The sequence below is a fragment of the Brevibacterium mcbrellneri ATCC 49030 genome, from assembly GCF_000178455.1.
Lineage (GTDB): Bacteria > Actinomycetota > Actinomycetes > Actinomycetales > Brevibacteriaceae > Brevibacterium > Brevibacterium mcbrellneri.
In genome coordinates this window covers 88,323-104,441 of record NZ_ADNU01000046.1, presented here as the reverse complement: position 1 = coordinate 104,441, position 16,119 = coordinate 88,323, and the positions used below count along the sequence as shown (strand labels likewise).

Sequence of the window (16,119 nt, the reverse complement as noted above, 5' to 3'; positions counted from 1 at the left end):
TGTTCAAGAATATCCACATGGGGACACTACTTCGCCGATACATGTGGGTCGTCCTGACGTGCGTCATCGCATTGTTGTACGGGGTCTTGGCTCTGTCCGGGCAGAAAACCCTGGGCACCTGGATCGGTGGAGTGTATGTAGCGATCTTCATCGTAGTGACCCTGGTGGGCATGATCCGCGATATTGTTCGTGGAAACTGGGGCCTGGACATTCTTGCTGTCGTCGCAATGGTGTCCACCTTAGCTGTAGGTGAAGTGCTCGCATCCATCGTTGTGGTCCTCATGCTTTCTGGGGGAGAAGCTCTTGAGGACTACGCTCAGCACCGGGCTGCACGCGACCTAGAGAATCTTCTCAAACACTCACCGGCAATCGCCCACATCCTTGAAGGCGGCACGCCCAGAGACATTGATGTCGAAGACGTTGAAATCGGTGACCAACTCCTTGTTAAACCTAACGAAGTCGTTCCAGTAGACTGCAAGCTCAACAGCGACACAGCGAGCTTCGACGAGTCGTCACTGACAGGTGAGAGCCTGCCTGTGACCAAAACTGCAGGCGATGAGATTCTCTCCGGTGTGGTCAACAGCACCACCGCAGTGACAGTCACCGCAACAAAGAAAGCTCACGAATCACAGTTCCAACAAATCGTTGCTCTCATGAGCAAGGCGGAAGAAAACCGTGCACCTATTGTGCGCCTCGCAGACAGGTACGCAATCCCGTTCGCCGTGCTATCCCTGGTCATCGGTGGCGTTGCGTGGTTTGTCAGTGGCTCAGCTACTAGGTTTGCTGAAGTGATGGTGCTGGCTACCCCTTGCCCGCTGCTTATTGCGGCACCGGTCGCTTTTATTGGTGGTCAAGCCCAAGCGTCGCGCAATGGCGTGATCGTGAAATCGGGCGCGGTCCTCGAACAGCTTTCGCGCATCCAGTCAGCACTCTTCGACAAGACCGGCACGCTTACCCGTGGTACCCCCGAAGTCACCCGCGTTGTCCCGGCGCACGGCTGGGACGAGGACGAACTCTTGCGGCTCACCGCCTCGGCGGAACAGTACTCCACCCACGCGCTTGCACGCGGAATCATCGAGGCCGCTAGGAATCGTAAGCTCAGCCTCAGCGACACCGACACGGCAGACGAAGTTGCCACCAATGGCGTGTGGGCTGTTATCGACGGCCACGACTTGCGCGTAGGTAAAAAGAGCTTCATCGAAGAGTCGGTGGGCTCCATCGAAGCACCTACTTTGGAGCCTGGCGAAGGAGCTGCCTTCGTCGCCATCGACGGCGCCTATGCCGGAACAGTCATGCTGGCGGACCAGATTCGCCCAGAAACACCTCGGGTCATATCCTGGTTGCGCGACAACGGTGTCAAGAACGTTTCAATGCTCACTGGCGACAACGTTCACACTGCCCAGCACATTGCGCAACTGGCTGGTATTGACGATGTCAAGGCTGATCTTCTGCCACCTGACAAAGTTCGGCTTGCCGGCGAAACCAAGCCCAGTCCTGTCCTCATGGTGGGTGACGGGATTAACGACGCCCCGGTTTTGGCGCGCGCTGACGTTGGGCTGGCTATTGGGGCGAAGAGCGCAACGGCCGCGTCCGAGGCGGCAGATGGTGTGATTTTGCGTAATAGTTTGCGCTCGGTTGTGGAAGTCGTTGCGATCTCAAGGCACACAGTGTCTGTTGCCCTGACCGCTATTTGGTTGGGCATCATCTTGAGCGTGGGGTTAATGCTGGTGGCCGCAATGGGCGCTATTCCTGCCGTGTTTGGTGCGTTGACGCAAGAGATTGTGGACCTTGTAGCTATTTTGTACGCACTGTTGGCACTCAGGAGCCCTCGAACGTTGAAGAAACTGCGTGAAGAAGAGCACACTGCGCCGTGATTCGGTGAAGTGTGATTAGGTGAAGTAGCGCGTCAGCGTTAAGATGGACGGGCAGTTTTGCACCGGGATATGGCGCAGTTTGGTAGCGCGCCTCGTTCGGGACGAGGAGGTCGCAGGTTCAAATCCTGTTATCCCGACCATTGCGTAAGGCGGAATGTGCAGATCCGACTGTGTAAAGTCAATACACGTGCACACAAAATTTACCGGAACCGTCACCCACTTGTGGGTTGGAAAAGCCCAGTGGCAGAACTACTCGGGAAGAGATATCTTCACCGGCGCTCATAAGCATCTCGTTGACACGGTCGCAGTTCACACTCATGGCGCGGAAGGCGATGAACAGGGCAACCGGAAAGTACACGGTGGCCCAGAAAAAGCCCTGTTACTCTACACGCAAGACGATTACACGCAATGGGCGGCTGACGGCCACCAGTTTCAGCCGGGCAACTTCTTCGAAAACGTCACCGTTGACGGAATAGCCACGAGTGACGTTCACCTTGCTGATACTTTGCAGATAGGTGAAGTGACGGTGCAGGTCTCGCAGATTCGACGGCCGTGTACAACACTGGCGCACCGGTGGAACATGAAAGAGCTACCCCGTCTAGTACAAAGCACGGGGCGCAGCGGGTTCTATGTGCGCATTCTTCAACCCGGCACTATTCGCATGGGTGACACAGTGACGGTGATCAAGCGGGAACCGCGAAGTGTGGCTCTGCCCGAGGTCAACCGGGTCATGAACATCGACCGCACCGACGCTCAAGGCATTCGCTCCCTCATCGACGCGCCCGGCATGCCACCACGGTGGGTGGAGCAACTGCAACGTCGCCTCTCTGGCTACGTGACAGACGAATCTGCTCGCCTAGGCGATTAGGGGCGCCTAGACGAGCAGATGTAGAGACGAGGATTCTTATGACTCGCGCAGTTTGCGCTTGAGGATCTTACCTGCCGAGTTCTTTGGCAACGCGTCGACGAAGTGAACAGCCTTAGGTGCCTTGAAAGCGGCCAAGCGTTCCTTGACGTGCTCGATCACCGTTGTTTCGTCAAGCTCTTGGCCCTCCTTCACAACGACGTAGGCAGTGATCGCTTCGATCCACTTCTCGTCCGGCTGACCAACAACAGCTACCTCTTCAACTGCGTCGAGTTCAAAAATACTGTCTTCAACCTGACGACCTGCAACCAGAACACCACCGGTGTTGATGACATCCTTCACACGGTCAACAACCTTGATGTAACCCTGCTCGTCGGCAACAGCGAGGTCACCTGAGTGGAACCAACCTCCCGCAAAAGCTTCTTCAGTGGCTTCTGGTTTGTCCCAGTAACCCAGGCACAGCTGAGGCGAACGGTACAGAATTTCACCCTGTTCACCGGGTGCCACGTCGTTGCCTTCTGGGTCAGCCAAACGGGTTTCCACAAACGGAACGGGACGACCAGCGAAGTCTGGGCGCTCGTCGTGTTCCTCCGGGCGTAGAACAATCGCCAGGGGACCAAGTTCGGACTGCCCCATGCAGTTGTAGAACCCGAGGTTGGGAAGAGTTTCACGCAGTTTCTTCAGGATTGGTCCCGGCATGATCGAAGCACCATACATGGCGCGTTTCAAGCTGGAAAGGTCGCGGGTCTGCAGGTCTGGGTGGTGAGCGATTGCGACCCACACAGTAGGTGCTGCAAAGAACGCCGTGATCCTTTCGCGCTCAATGATCTCTAGCAGCTGCCCCGTCACTGGTGCAGGCACGATGATGTTGAACGAGCCCTTCATCAAGGATGGGATCAGCAGAACGTGCATCTGGGCGGAGTGGTATAGAGGAAGTGCGTGGACCCAGCGGTCGGACTCTTCGGGGTCCAGCGTGAGCAATGCTGACTGGTATTCGGTGAGCAAGGCGCGGTGCGTCATGATCGCACCCTTGGGGAGGGAAGTGGTTCCCGAGGTGTACAGCAGCTGGGCAATGTCCGTGTCGACGACGTCGAATTCGCCTGGCTCCGATGGCTCTACGTCTGTCTGCTGCGCGACTTCCAGGAGGTCTGCGAAAGGAACAATCTCTACGTTCTCAGCCTTTGCCGACTGCACGTGACGAATAAAGTCGCTTCCCACGTAGATGCGCTTTGCGCCCGAGTTTTCCAGCATGTACTCCAGCTCTTCGCGGGTGAGCTGGTAGTTGATGGGCACGTGAATGAGTCCGGCGCGTGTACACGCCAAGAACAAAATGGCAAACAGGTCACTGTTCTTGTCAAAAGCGGCCACGCGGTCGCCCTTTTCAAGGCCCTGACTTACCAAGTGGCGAGCCACAGAGGTCACTGCCGACTCAAGCTGGGCATACGTCCACGAACGGTCGTCGAAAACAATCGCGGTCTTGTCTGGCACGCGTGACGTGGAGCGGCGAATAACGTCAGAGATGGTGCTGCGGTTTACTGCTGTGATTGAGGTCATAAAAAGAATCCAACCACCACATGCCCACGAATCATAAATGACGTCGAAAATTTCACACCTTGAGACGTGGGCTTCGAGGCCGGGAATCGTATGTCGCTGACCAACATATGAAAGAGTAGAGATATGACACACGCGACACTTGGCGACATCATCGCGCACATCGAAAAACTGTGGCCTACCGAGTATGCCGAATCATGGGACTCCAACGGCCTCGCAACCGGTGATCTCAACGCTCGCGTGTCCACAATTCTTATGGCTCTTGACCCCATGGACGCAGTCATTGACGAAGCAGTGAGCCTCAAAGCAGAACTGCTGTTCACCCACCACCCGCTTCTGCTTCGCGGCGTCACAAGCGTCGCTGCACACACGTTAAAAGGCGGTGCCCTTACCCGGCTGATTTCGCATGGAATCGCACAGTACAACGCGCACACCAACGCCGACTCAGCGCAAGGTGGCGTATCTGACGTCCTGGCCGACATGCTAGAACTCACAGACCGGCAGCCAATCACCTCGGGCCCCAACCACCCAGAAGGCGTTGGCCTGGGGCGCGTCGGAACCCTTCCTCAGCCCCGCACAGTGTCAGAACTTGCACACACTCTTGCCCGCTCAACACCAGCAACCAAAACCGGAATCCGCGTGGCCGGAGACCCCAACGCAACAGTCTCACGGGTAGCCGTTTTAGCAGGCTCGGGTGACTCCCTCTTCGACGAGGTCCGGGCCCACGGCGCTGACGTCTATGTCACCTCGGACTTGCGTCACCACCCTGCGACGGAAGCCCGTGACATCTCCCACAGAACTTCCAACACGCCACACCTCATTGACGTGGCTCACTGGGCGGCCGAATCCCCATGGATGAGCATTGCCGCAACTCAGCTGGGGGAGAAGCTCAAAGAAAACGGCTTTGACGTCGACATTCACGTCTCCACCACTCGCACCGACCCATGGGACCTGCGTATCCCATCCCATGACGACGCCCAAGGAGAGGACGACCATGGAACTCACGCCTGAGCAGCACAGCGCCACCCTTGAATGGATTCGGGTATCAGCTCAGCTGCGCAAGAACCGGGCAGACGCACAGCAAAAAGAGCTCAAAGAGGAACTCACCGCGCTGGTGGCTCAGCACAAGGAACAAGCCGGGAAGATCGTAAAACTGACCTCCCACCGTGAGGCCGTTCAAAAGCAGGTGCGCGAACTCAACGCACGTAGCACTGACCTCGAAGCGGAAATCAGCGGGCGCGAACAACGGATGAACGACGGGACTGGGCTCACGTCAAGCGACCTGGTAGCGATCGGCAAAGAGATCGACACGCTCAAGGAAAAACTGCAACGCACAGAGGACGAACACCTTGCGGCCTTGCAAGAAGAAGAGCGCGTCACTTCCGCAGTGGAAACCGCCACGGAAGAAGGCCACGCGATCGCTGCGCGTGGAAAACAGCTCCAAGAAGAACGCGCGCGCACAGCCACAACGCTTGACGCTCAAGCCCAGGAGCTTTCGTCACAACTGGCGGGGCTGGCGAAGAACATGGGGGACTTTGGCACCCAGGTGACACAACGCGCCCAGGACGGGCCCGGAGCTGCCACGTTACGCGCAGGCAGCTGCGGCGGGTGCGGTGCGGCACTCAGCGGAACAGCCCTTGACGCTCTCGCGAACTCAGGCCCGTACAGTGTGGCCGAATGCGAAGCGTGCGAAAGTTACGTCATCAAGGAAGGCTGAACTCTCACACCACAATCGTGATCTCAGGGTGGTCGTACTCGACAGTGAACGCCTCCTCAAGCGCGTCCACCACACCTTGGGGAGTCGTCGGCATCTGCTCGCCTCGGTTCAGCAGGTGCCGCGCCACCAGCCCACGTGTATGTTTCGCGTTGTGTGAAACAGTTTTGCGCACCCCGTCAGTCTCAGTGACTACCTTGACCGGAAGCGTATTCGCCCCCGGCCACGCACGCCGGTAAGCACCCGAACGGCAGTCCACAACGACCTCGGCGGCCCACGCGTCATCCAAAACCGGTGACAGCCGCTTCTTCCACCACGTAGCGAGCTTGGGAGTCATGGTGTACCGGTAGGCAGGAATGTGATCACGCGCACTCACCACACCAAAGAGTGCGCTACTGATGAACACCGTGTCCAAGCGATCCTCATGTGTCACCGTGTCCGCGTCCAAGGCCGTGTAAAGGACTCCTGTGTATGTGTTGATGGCAGGCCCGGCCGAGGCGATAAAAAGTTCCGTATTGCGTTCGACTTCCGGCGCCAAGCGTTGACTCACACCTAACTCTTCCCACCCGCGTTCGCGGGCAGAAATCTCCATGAGTGTGTCACACATGTGTGAGCGATCCTCAGTGAGTTCTGGGAAAGACAGCTGGTCAAGGTTCAGCGGATCGCCGTGCGTGTGTGGAGTCTTGGATTCCGACGGAGGCAAAAAAATAATCACACGTCGATCCTAAGGTAAAATGTTCCGCTGGACAGGTCGCGGGACGACTACGTGAAAACGAGGAACGTCCGGGCTCCACAGAGCACGGTGGTGGGTAACGCCCACCCGGGGTAACTCGCGGGAAAGTGCCACAGAAAACAGACCGCCACGTAAGTGGTAAGGGTGAAAAGGTGGTGTAAGAGACCACCAGTGTTCCAGGTGACTGGAATAGCTTGGTAAACCCCACCGGGAGCAAGATCAGACAGACAGCGCAGGCTGCTCGCTTAGCTGTCGGGTGGATCGCTTGAGCGCCGTGGCAACACGTCGCCTAGATAGATTGTCGTCGCGTGGACGCGGGTAACTGCCCCACGTACAAAACCCGGCGTATACGCGGCCTGTCCCTCAAAGGTTTTTACCGGCCCGGATCATGCGTGCTGGTGCGCGAACAGCGCGGCCCCCACGATCCCTGCGTCGTTGTGCAACTGTGCCGTGACAACGGGGACTGGCACGTCGATAAGGTGCAACCACGACGCGTGCTGGGAGGAAATCCAGCCACCCACAATGATGAGTTCCGGATTCGTTAGGAGCACGATCTGGTCGAGGTATTTTTGCAGGCGTCCGGCCCATTCTTCGTAGGTGAGTCCTTCGCGGTCTTTTGTGGACACAGAAGCGTAGCGTTCACCATTTTTGCCGTCGACAGTGATGTGGCCCAATTCGGTGTACGGATATAGTTCGCCACGTGTAAACAGGGCCGACCCGATCCCGGTTCCCAAAGTGAGCATGAGAACTGACTTATCCTGGGCCTGTGAACCCGCGCCAAAGCGCATTTCGGCAAGACCTGCGGCATCTGCGTCGTTCAAGAACAAGCACTGTGCACCCGTCACGGATGAGAAGACGGTCGAAACATCTTCGCCGACCCACGATTGGTCCAGGTTCCCTAAAAAGGTCACCTTTCCTCGGCGAATCGATCCGGGGAAGGCAAGCCCAATCGGCAGTGACCGTATTCCGTCAGGGATCGTGTGGCGTGAGCGCTCTTGAAGTTCGTTGAGAGCCTGGCCCACGGCTTTTGCCACATTCGTAGCCGTTGAAGGCTGGGGAGTGGGAATGCGAAGCTGTTCGTCCATGAGGGTGCCTGTTGCCCAGTCCACACATGCGACTTTGATGCCAGTTCCGCCAATATCAATTCCCACAGCCCACTGCTCTGACACGGCTACTCCTCGTTATTCCTGATCGGGCAGGGTCAAGATCTCTGATCCGGTTTCGGTCACCACTAGGGTGTGTTCAAACTGGGCAGAACGTTTGCGGTCCTTTGTCACGATTGTCCAGCCGTCGTCCCACGCGTCGTATTTCTCAGTGCCGAGGTTGAGCATGGGTTCGATCGTAAAGATCATTCCCGGCTCCATGACTTCATTGTGTGCAGGGGCTGCATCGTAGTGGGGGACGATGAGTCCTGTGTGGAAGTCTCGGCCTACACCGTGCCCGGTGAAGTCGCGTACCACGCCGTAGCCAAAACGGTTAGCGTACTTTTCGATGACGCGACCGATGACGTTGATTTCACGCCCAGGCTTGACGGCCTTAATGCCCCTCATGGTTGCTTCGTATGTGCGTTCAACCAGGAGTTTCGACTCTTCGTCAACGTCACCGACAAGGAACGTGTAGTTGGTGTCACCGTGCATATCGCCGATGTACGCAGTGATGTCTAGGTTAATAATGTCACCGTCCTGAAGGACAGTGGAGTCAGGGATGCCGTGGCAAATCACTTCGTTGACAGAAGTACAGATGGACTTGGGGAAACCACGGTAGCCCAAGCATGACGGATACGCGTTGTGGTCGAGCAAGAATTCGTGTGCGATCTTGTCAATCTGGTCAGTAGAGTTCCCGGGGATACACGCTTTTCCAGCTTCCACGATTGCGTTCGCGGCGATCCGTCCAGCTATCCGTACACGTTCAATTTCTTCATCCGTGTACATGTTTCCGCCCAAACCTTCAGTGGGTTCACGCTTGCCCACGTACTCAGGGCGTGGAATTGAAGACGGGACGGACAGCTGAGGCGAAACAGTGCCTTTAGTGAGGTTACCAATCGAAGTCATGATGCTTCCATGATAGTCATAGGGGCCCGGCTTATGGCTGGACCTCTATGTGACTCGTCATGAACTACTTGAGAATCTCGTCGACCGGTGTGAACTCCATGTTGAACGCTTCTGCAACTGCGTCGTTCGTGACATGACCCGCGTCAGTGTTAAGACCCTTTGCCAGTGCAGGGTCCTTGCGCATGGCGTCCTTCCAGCCCATCGACGCAATCTTCGTTGCGTACTGCAGGGTTGCGTTCGTCAATGCACGCGTGGAGGTAGCGGCAACAGCGCCCGGCATGTTTGCCACGCAGTAGTAGATCGAGTCGTGAACCTTGAACGTGGGGTCGTCGTGAGTTGTGGGACGCGAGTTTTCAAAGCATCCACCCTGGTCGATCGCAATATCAACCAGAACCGATCCCTTACGCATGTTCTTCACCATGTCGTCTGTAACCAACTTAGGCGCACGCTTACCAGGGATCAGAACAGAACCGATTACCAGGTCGGAAGTCGACAGAGCCCTCTCGATCTCATAAGCGTTCGACACGGTAGTCTGCATGAGCGAACCGAAGGTCTCGTCAATCTGACGCAGACGCGCAATGTTGATGTCGATGATTTCCACGTGAGCACCCATGCCTGCCGCGATTCGGGCAGCGTTCGTGCCCGCGACACCAGCACCAATTACGGTGACGTGGGCGCGTTCAACGCCCGGGGTACCTGAAAGAAGAACTCCGCGACCGCCTCGGGGTGAAAGAAGCTCAGCGGCACCTACCTGCGGGGCAAGGCGCCCAGCGATTTCCGACATGGGCGCGAGGAGTGGTAGCCCACGGTTTTCCAGCTGGACCGTTTCATATGCGATAGAGGTCGTGCCAGCTTCAAGAAGTGCCTTGGTGAGTGGCTCGTCAGCTGCCAAGTGCAGGTAGGTGAACAGTGTGAGGTCTTCACGCAAGAAACCGTACTCAGATGCGATAGGTTCTTTGACCTTCATAACCATCTCGCCGGCTTTCCAGGTTTCTTCCGCTGTATTGGAAATCTGAGCGCCAGCCTCGATGTACTGTTCGTCAGAGATAGCCGATCCAACACCCGCGCCTTTCTGCACGGTCACCGTGTGACCAGCGCGAACAAGCTCAGTGACACCAGCAGGAGTGACTGCGACGCGGTTTTCGTTGTTTTTGACTTCGGTGGGCACTGAGATATGCATCCGTTCTCCTTTGTTCGTGACGCACGTGTGCAAGGTCTTTACTCAGCAGTTCGAACAATACTCACTCATGCACAGTTATCCAAAATACGGACTTACCGTTGTCTTTTCAGATCTTTTATGTGTCGGTCGCGATACGCTGAACGCGTACACCATTGATCGGAGGGAGCTCTCATGGCAGACACCGGTGACGAAAAGTTCTTCTTCAATTTGGAGACTGGCCAAGTCGAAAAAGGCAAGGTCAGTGCGTGGGATAAACGCATGGGCCCATACGACACACAAGAGGAAGCTCAACAAGCTCTCGAAACAGCTCAAGAACGTACGCGTGAATGGGATCAAGACGATCAAAGGTGGGAGAACAACTCATGACGGACCACCGTCGCTATGTACTCCAGACCATCGAAGACAAGGATGTCCGGTTTATTCGATTGTGGTTTAGCGATGTGCTGGGACGGCTGAAGTCTGTAGCGATCGTTCCGGCGGAACTCGAAAGCGCATTCGACGAAGGTATCGGTTTCGACGGGTCATCAGTTGAAGGCTTCGCACGGATCTATGAATCCGATATGGTTCTCAAACCTGACGCTTCGACATTCGAGCTCCTCCCATGGCGTGGAGGAGACGACCCTACAGGCCGTATTTTCTGCGACATCAACACCCCTGAAGGTGTTCCTGCTTCCGCTGACTCAAGGCAAGTGCTCAAACGCACAATGGAGAAGGCAGCCCAAATGGGCTTCACCTTCTACGTCCACCCAGAAATTGAGTTCTACCTGTTCAAGTCTGGCGAGCTCAACGGCCAACCTCCAGTTCCCGTTGACACGGCCGGATACTTTGATCACGTCAACGGCGGAACAGCCAACGACTTCCGACGTGCAGCGGTGCAAATGCTCGAAGAGATGGGCATTTCCGTGGAGTTTTCCCATCACGAAGGTGGGCCGGGACAGAACGAGATCGACCTACGGTACGCCGACGGCCTCACCATGGCTGATCACGTGCAGACTTTTAAGACCGTCATCAAAGAAGTTGCACTAGAACGTGGTGTCTACGCGTCATTCATGCCTAAACCATTGGCGGATGAACCTGGTAACGGCATGCACACGCACATGTCGCTGTTTGAGGGCGATGACAACGCATTTTATGAACCAGGCGCACGCTATCAACTCTCCAAGATTGGCCGGCAGTTCGTCGCCGGGATCCTCAAACACGCGCCGGAATTCTGCGCTGTCACCAACCAGTACGTGAACTCATACAAGCGTCTGTGGACCGGCCACGAGGCTCCTAGCTTCATCTGTTGGGGCCATCGCAACCGTTCGGCGTTGGTCCGCGTTCCGCAGTACAAATCAGGCAAGTCGTCCTCAGCGCGCATTGAGTACCGTGGCATGGATTCTTCGGCTAACCCGTATTTGGCGTATTCCGTTCTATTGACTGCGGGCCTGAAAGGGATCGAAGAAGAGTACGTGCTTCCTCTCGAGGCAGAAGATGACGTGTGGCAGCTGTCCAATAACGAACGTCGTGCCCTTGGTATTGAACCTTTGCCGTCGAGCTTGTCGCATGCTGTACACAACATGGAACACAGTGAACTTGTCGCTGAAACCCTGGGCGAAGAAGTGTTCGACTACTTTTTGAAGAATAAACGCGATGAGTGGTCCCAGTACCGTGCTCAAGTGACACAGTTTGAGCTGTCTCGCCACTTCAACTCCCTGTAATGCGTAAAAAAGATCCTGCTCGTCATCGCAGTCAGGCACTTGAGCGAACGCAACGTTTCTTGGGCCAGTTTGATGAAATGTTGGGCACGCAACTAGCTCAGGATCCGGAAAGTGCGCTGGCTGCGGCGGCTGACCGGGATTCGGCCGCACTTGGCCTTGTGCGGATTGCCGAGGCGTGCCAGCAGAACGACATCAACCTGCGACAGCTACTCGACGAGTCGCCCATTCTGCTTAACCGGCTGATCATCGTCTCCGGTGGTTCGGAGGCAACAGTCGACCACCTCGTTCGCTGGCCACAGTTCATCCGCACCCTGGCACATGAACCGGACTTCATCGACTCACTTGCTTCTACTCCAGAGGCACTCGAGGACACTTTCACTGAAGCGTTAGCGGACAAGGGGTCGTTGCTGACGGGGGATGAGGGTATTACTGCACTTCGCCGTACATACCGGGATTTGGTCACGCGCCTTGTTGTACAGGATCTTGAGCATGCGCAGCCAGAAGAGATTGTGGAGGATGTCACCCGGGTTCTGTCAGATTTGGCTGCCGCGGTCTTTCAGGCCGCGTATAAGATCGCCGAGGTCGAACAGGGGGAGCGTCTACGTGCCCGTATCGCTGTTGTGGCGATGGGCAAGTGTGGTGCGCGCGAACTTAACTACGTGAGCGATGTCGATGTGATTTTCGCGTATGCGCCACGTGAAGGTGAAGAACTCGACGATGAGGTTCGTGAACAGGCCACTCATTTAGCAACTCGGGTTACTGAACTGATATCTGGGGGCGCACATGAACCGGCGCTGTGGGAGATTGACACAGCTCTGCGTCCTGAAGGTAAATCGGGTGCTCTGGTGCGTACGATCGACGAGTTCGTTCAGTACTACCAGAAAGTTGCGCATAACTGGGAGTTCCAAGCGCTTTTGAAAGCCCGTCCGATCGCTGGTTGCCCAGAATTGTGCGAGCAGTTTGAGGATGACGTGTCACCGTTTGTGTGGACGGCCGGTGCGCGGTCCGGTTTCGTTTCTGAAGTGAGGTCCATGCGACGTCGTGTGGTGTCGCTGATCCCTAAGAACGAGCTGGATCGCCACATCAAGCTTGGTCCCGGTGGCTTGCGTGACGTGGAGTTCACGGTGCAGCTTCTGCAGCTGGTTCACGGCCCGCACGATGAAGACCTCAGAGTGCGTTCAACCGGTGGTGCGCTCCGCATTTTGAGCTCGCACAACTATTTAGCGTCGCATGAGGCACGCACACTGGCATCGGCATATAGGTTCATGCGCGTTGTTGAGCACCGCTTGCAGATTCCGCGCATGGCTCGTGAAGCGGTTCTTCCGGAACGCGCCAGCAAGCTCAGAGCGTTAGCCCGAAGCGTGTATCCCGTCGAGGAGCGCAGTGTAGACCGTTTGAAGAAGGAACTGGCGGGGCACATGCGCGCGGTGAGAGCGTTGCACAAGCAGATTTTCTACCGGCCTATCCTTGATGCGGCGACGGGAAGTGCGCAGATGTCAACCGTGAGCGAGGCAGTTGCGCGTGACCGGTTGACAGCTTTTGGCTATCAGGATCCCGCCGCCGCTATGCGCCATATTCGCGCACTGTCCACGGGCTTGAATCGGGTGGCCTATGTGCAGCGTCAGGTTTTGCCAGCGCTTCTTGATTGGTTCTCCCGAGGTGTCGACCCCGATGCTGGTTTGGTGGCCTTCCGTAGGTTGTCAGAGGGTCTGTCACACACCACGTGGTACTTGGCTATGCTGCGTGACTCTGGTGTGGCCGTGAAAAACATGGCCCGCGTTTTGTCGCTTTCTCGTTTTGCATCCGATCTATTGATTTCGCACCCCCAGTCGGTCCAGTGGTTAGGAAACAACGAACGTCTACAGCCCAGCGAACCGGACGCAATCGCTACCCGCATGCGCGAACGCAGTCGTCGGCGCGATGACGGAGTTGCTGCTATTCGCAAGGTGTATGGCGAGGAGATTCTCCGCACGTCCTTGGCGGACACGTTGGGACTCTACGACTTGGACACTGTCATGACAGCCCTGACCAACGCTATGGACATCACCGTGCACCAAGCGCTTTCGCACGTGCGCATGAGGCTCGACGCGATGTCTGGCATTGATGACTACCGATTCTGCATCATAGCGATGGGGCGTCTAGGCGGCGCGGAAATCGGCTACTATTCGGATGCCGATGTGATGTTCGTGTATGAGCCCGGTGAGACGCTCACCCCGGCTCAACGCGAAGCGCTTCCGTCACATGCCAAGCAGGTAGCTCTGACCCTGACGTCAGAGCTTGAAACCAGGTCTGCTGAACCCATTGTGGATATTGACGCCGATCTGCGTCCCGAAGGTAAGTCCGGGCCATTGGTTCGTACTCTTTCGTCTTACGCCAAGTATTATGCCGCATGGTCCGAACCGTGGGAGGCGCAAGCACTTTTGCGTGCTCGTCCAATCGCCGGAGATGAAGAGCTGGGGCAGGCATTTACTCGGCTTATTGACCCGCTGCGCTACCCCGAAGAAGTCCCGGAGTCCTCGCTAATGCAGATGCGTCGGTTAAAGGCGCGCATGGAAAGTGAACGCCTTCCCCGAGGTGGTGACAAGAAACGCCATCTCAAGCTAGGGACTGGCGGGCTCAGTGACGTTGAGTGGACCGTCCAAATGTTGCAGCTCCAGCATGCTCATACGCACCCAGGGCTACGCACAACATCCACCCTTGACGCTCTGCACGCCGCCACCCAGAACGGGCTCATCGACGAAGACTCAGCTCACAAACTTGAAGCCGCGTGGACAATCGCTTCACGTGTGCGCAGCGCTGCTGTTCTTTACAAGGGCCGCGGTTCAGACTCTCTTCCCACTGACGAAACAGAACTTGAAGCAATCGCGCTTCTCTTGGGTTACGAACCAGGTGGCGGGTACCAACTCGTTGACGACTATTTGGGTGCAACGCGCAGGGCCCGAAAAGTCATGGAACACGTGTTCTTCGGGTTCGAACCGGAAGACATTTAACGTCCGTCTTCGCCAAAGTTGAGTCCCAAGAGCGCGTTTTCAACGACCTCGGTCAGGGCGGGGTGGATCCACATTTGCCCACGGGCCATCTTGTCAGCGGGAATCTTGAACGCCATAGCCTGCACAAAAAGCTGAACCAGCGAGGCCGCTTGTTCACCTACGACGTGAGCGCCAAGAATTTGCCGGGTGGTTTTGTGGGCGAGTACCTTCGCAAAACCAGGCGCGTTTAACGCCCACCCGAAAGCAACGCCGCCGTACTCACATGTGCTCGACACAAAATCGACACCTTCTTCACGCAACTGCTCTTCCGTCGCACCCACGGAACCGATCTGCGGGTGGCTAAACACGGCTGCCGGAATCACGCTGTGGTCGGTGCTCACAGGCGTTGGTTCAAGCCCTACATCTACCAAAATGTTGTGCTGTACAGTGCGAGCCTCTGCGTTGGCCACGTGCTTAAGCAAGTGCTCTGAGCACACGTCACCCAGTGCCCACACCCCATCAAGAGGTTCACCGCTTGACGACATAACGCGTTGGTACTCGTCGACGACCAGCCGGTCACCGTCTGTGGTGGCGTCCAAGGCGTCTACGTTGAGTGCGTGAGTGGAGCGCGTTCGCCCCACGGCTACCAGCATGAGGTCGGCTTCCACCGCCGAGGTGTCCGCCCCCTCCGCACGCCCCGTTTCCTTGAGTGTGAGGGTGACTCCGTCTGCTGTGTCAACGGATTCAACTTCTACTCCGAAACGCACGTTGACGCTTTCAGAGAATTGTTGCGTGAACGCCTGGGAGACGTCGTGGTCGTGATTACCTAGCAATCGGTTTCCGCGGGCCAACACGGTGACCTCGACACCTAGAGACGAGAAAATGTGTGCGAACTCCACAGCAACAAAACCTGAACCAACAATCACGAGAGAACGCGGGAGTGTAGGGATCCGCATGATCGAGTTTGAGGTTTTGACAGGGTAGTTTTCTGTGTCGACCCGGTCCCAGTCCAGACCAGCGGCCTTGAGCTGAGTGGGGGAGGACCCGGTAGCGATCACTACCCGTTCAAAGGTGAACGTGTCGCCAGAGGCGGTTTGGGCGGAATTACGGCCGGTAAAGTGGACACGATCTGGATACACCGTGACGTTGTCGAGTCGATTCGTGCGATAGTCTCGACCGTCCGCTTCGATCGCGTCGATACGGTCGAAGATTCGGTGAGAAAGTCCGGGCCAATCAACGCCGTTAAAACTCGTCTGCAGATTCAGGTGCGTCGAATCTGCGGAACTGTGTGCGACCTCGGCCGGATACACGAGCATTTTCGTAGGAATGCACCCAACGTTCAGGCACGTTCCTCCAAACAACCACTCTTCAGCGATCGCAACCTTGAGATGGCTGAAGCGGTCGTCAACGATTGAATTCCCAGAACCCGTCCCAATAACAAGAAGATCAAAATGTGCCATAGAAAAAGCATATACACCGGCC

General features: G+C 56.6%; 13 protein-coding genes, 1 tRNA gene and 1 other RNA gene. 9 read left to right on the top strand and 6 right to left on the bottom strand.

Annotated features, from left to right (window positions below):
• The first annotated feature begins 17 nt into the window (after nucleotides 1-17).
• From HMPREF0183_RS08095 to HMPREF0183_RS08085, 3 genes are all read left to right on the top strand, one after another.
• Nucleotides 18-1,874: a heavy metal translocating P-type ATPase gene (locus tag HMPREF0183_RS08095; RefSeq protein ID WP_005884853.1), complete on the top strand. Its 1,857-nt coding sequence runs from the start codon at nucleotides 18-20 to the stop codon at nucleotides 1,872-1,874.
• 63 nt (nucleotides 1,875-1,937) lie between these two features.
• Nucleotides 1,938-2,014, top strand: a tRNA-Pro gene (locus HMPREF0183_RS08090).
• 47 nt (nucleotides 2,015-2,061) lie between these two features.
• Entirely contained in the window at nucleotides 2,062-2,742 is a 681-nt protein-coding gene (locus HMPREF0183_RS08085; protein WP_245527140.1) for an MOSC domain-containing protein, read from the top strand.
• 36 nt (nucleotides 2,743-2,778) lie between these two features.
• Here HMPREF0183_RS08085 and HMPREF0183_RS08080 read toward each other — a convergent pair whose 3' ends face one another.
• Nucleotides 2,779-4,293: a fatty acyl-CoA synthetase gene (locus tag HMPREF0183_RS08080; RefSeq protein ID WP_005884849.1), complete on the bottom strand. Its 1,515-nt coding sequence runs from the start codon at nucleotides 4,291-4,293 to the stop codon at nucleotides 2,779-2,781.
• 123 nt (nucleotides 4,294-4,416) lie between these two features.
• Here HMPREF0183_RS08080 and HMPREF0183_RS08075 point away from each other — a divergent pair, with 123 nt between their 5' ends.
• Together HMPREF0183_RS08075 and HMPREF0183_RS08070 are read left to right on the top strand one after the other, a co-directional pair.
• A complete protein-coding gene (locus tag HMPREF0183_RS08075; RefSeq protein ID WP_005884847.1) occupies nucleotides 4,417-5,301 on the top strand; it encodes a Nif3-like dinuclear metal center hexameric protein in 885 nt (294 codons plus the stop codon).
• Complete coding sequence (locus HMPREF0183_RS08070; protein ID WP_005884845.1) at nucleotides 5,285-6,007, top strand: zinc ribbon domain-containing protein; 723 nt, start codon at nucleotides 5,285-5,287, stop codon at nucleotides 6,005-6,007. Before HMPREF0183_RS08075 ends, HMPREF0183_RS08070 begins: the two co-directional genes overlap by 17 nt.
• 4 nt (nucleotides 6,008-6,011) lie before the next feature.
• Here HMPREF0183_RS08070 and HMPREF0183_RS08065 read toward each other — a convergent pair whose 3' ends face one another.
• Nucleotides 6,012-6,719 carry a YaaA family protein gene (locus HMPREF0183_RS08065; protein WP_005884843.1) on the bottom strand — a complete coding sequence of 236 codons (708 nt, stop codon included), beginning with the start codon at nucleotides 6,717-6,719 and terminating at the stop codon, nucleotides 6,012-6,014.
• Nucleotides 6,720-6,750: 31 nt separating this feature from the next.
• On the opposite strand from HMPREF0183_RS08065, the gene rnpB reads away from it, so the two are divergent.
• Nucleotides 6,751-7,101: RNase P RNA component class A (gene rnpB, locus HMPREF0183_RS12185), an RNA gene on the top strand.
• A 22-nt stretch (nucleotides 7,102-7,123) separates the two neighbouring features.
• Here the strand turns inward: rnpB and ppgK are convergent.
• From ppgK to ald, 3 genes are all read right to left on the bottom strand, one after another.
• Entirely contained in the window at nucleotides 7,124-7,906 is a 783-nt protein-coding gene (gene ppgK, locus HMPREF0183_RS08060; protein WP_005884841.1) for a polyphosphate--glucose phosphotransferase, read from the bottom strand.
• A gap of 12 nt (nucleotides 7,907-7,918) precedes the next feature.
• The gene (map, locus tag HMPREF0183_RS08055; protein ID WP_005884839.1) at nucleotides 7,919-8,788 is read right to left on the bottom strand and encodes a type I methionyl aminopeptidase; all 870 of its coding nucleotides are present in this window, start codon (nucleotides 8,786-8,788) and stop codon (nucleotides 7,919-7,921) included.
• 64 nt (nucleotides 8,789-8,852) lie between these two features.
• A complete protein-coding gene (gene ald, locus HMPREF0183_RS08050; RefSeq protein ID WP_005884837.1) occupies nucleotides 8,853-9,968 on the bottom strand; it encodes an alanine dehydrogenase in 1,116 nt (371 codons plus the stop codon).
• A gap of 171 nt (nucleotides 9,969-10,139) precedes the next feature.
• Between ald and HMPREF0183_RS08045 the strand changes: the two genes are divergently transcribed.
• The 3 genes from HMPREF0183_RS08045 to HMPREF0183_RS08035 are packed head-to-tail and all read left to right on the top strand — an operon-like array spanning nucleotide 10,140 to nucleotide 14,658.
• Nucleotides 10,140-10,334: a hypothetical protein gene (locus HMPREF0183_RS08045; protein WP_005884835.1), complete on the top strand. Its 195-nt coding sequence runs from the start codon at nucleotides 10,140-10,142 to the stop codon at nucleotides 10,332-10,334.
• A complete protein-coding gene (gene glnA / locus HMPREF0183_RS08040; protein WP_005884833.1) occupies nucleotides 10,331-11,668 on the top strand; it encodes a type I glutamate--ammonia ligase in 1,338 nt (445 codons plus the stop codon). The genes HMPREF0183_RS08045 and glnA overlap by 4 nt, the downstream gene beginning before the upstream one ends.
• Nucleotides 11,668-14,658, top strand: coding sequence for a bifunctional [glutamine synthetase] adenylyltransferase/[glutamine synthetase]-adenylyl-L-tyrosine phosphorylase (locus HMPREF0183_RS08035; protein ID WP_005884831.1), 2,991 nt, complete (start codon nucleotides 11,668-11,670; stop codon nucleotides 14,656-14,658). Before glnA ends, HMPREF0183_RS08035 begins: the two co-directional genes overlap by 1 nt.
• Here the strand turns inward: HMPREF0183_RS08035 and HMPREF0183_RS08030 are convergent.
• The gene (locus HMPREF0183_RS08030) at nucleotides 14,655-16,097 is read right to left on the bottom strand and encodes a mycothione reductase (protein ID WP_005884829.1); all 1,443 of its coding nucleotides are present in this window, start codon (nucleotides 16,095-16,097) and stop codon (nucleotides 14,655-14,657) included. The genes HMPREF0183_RS08035 and HMPREF0183_RS08030 overlap by 4 nt on opposite strands.
• Nucleotides 16,098-16,119: the final 22 nt, after the last annotated feature.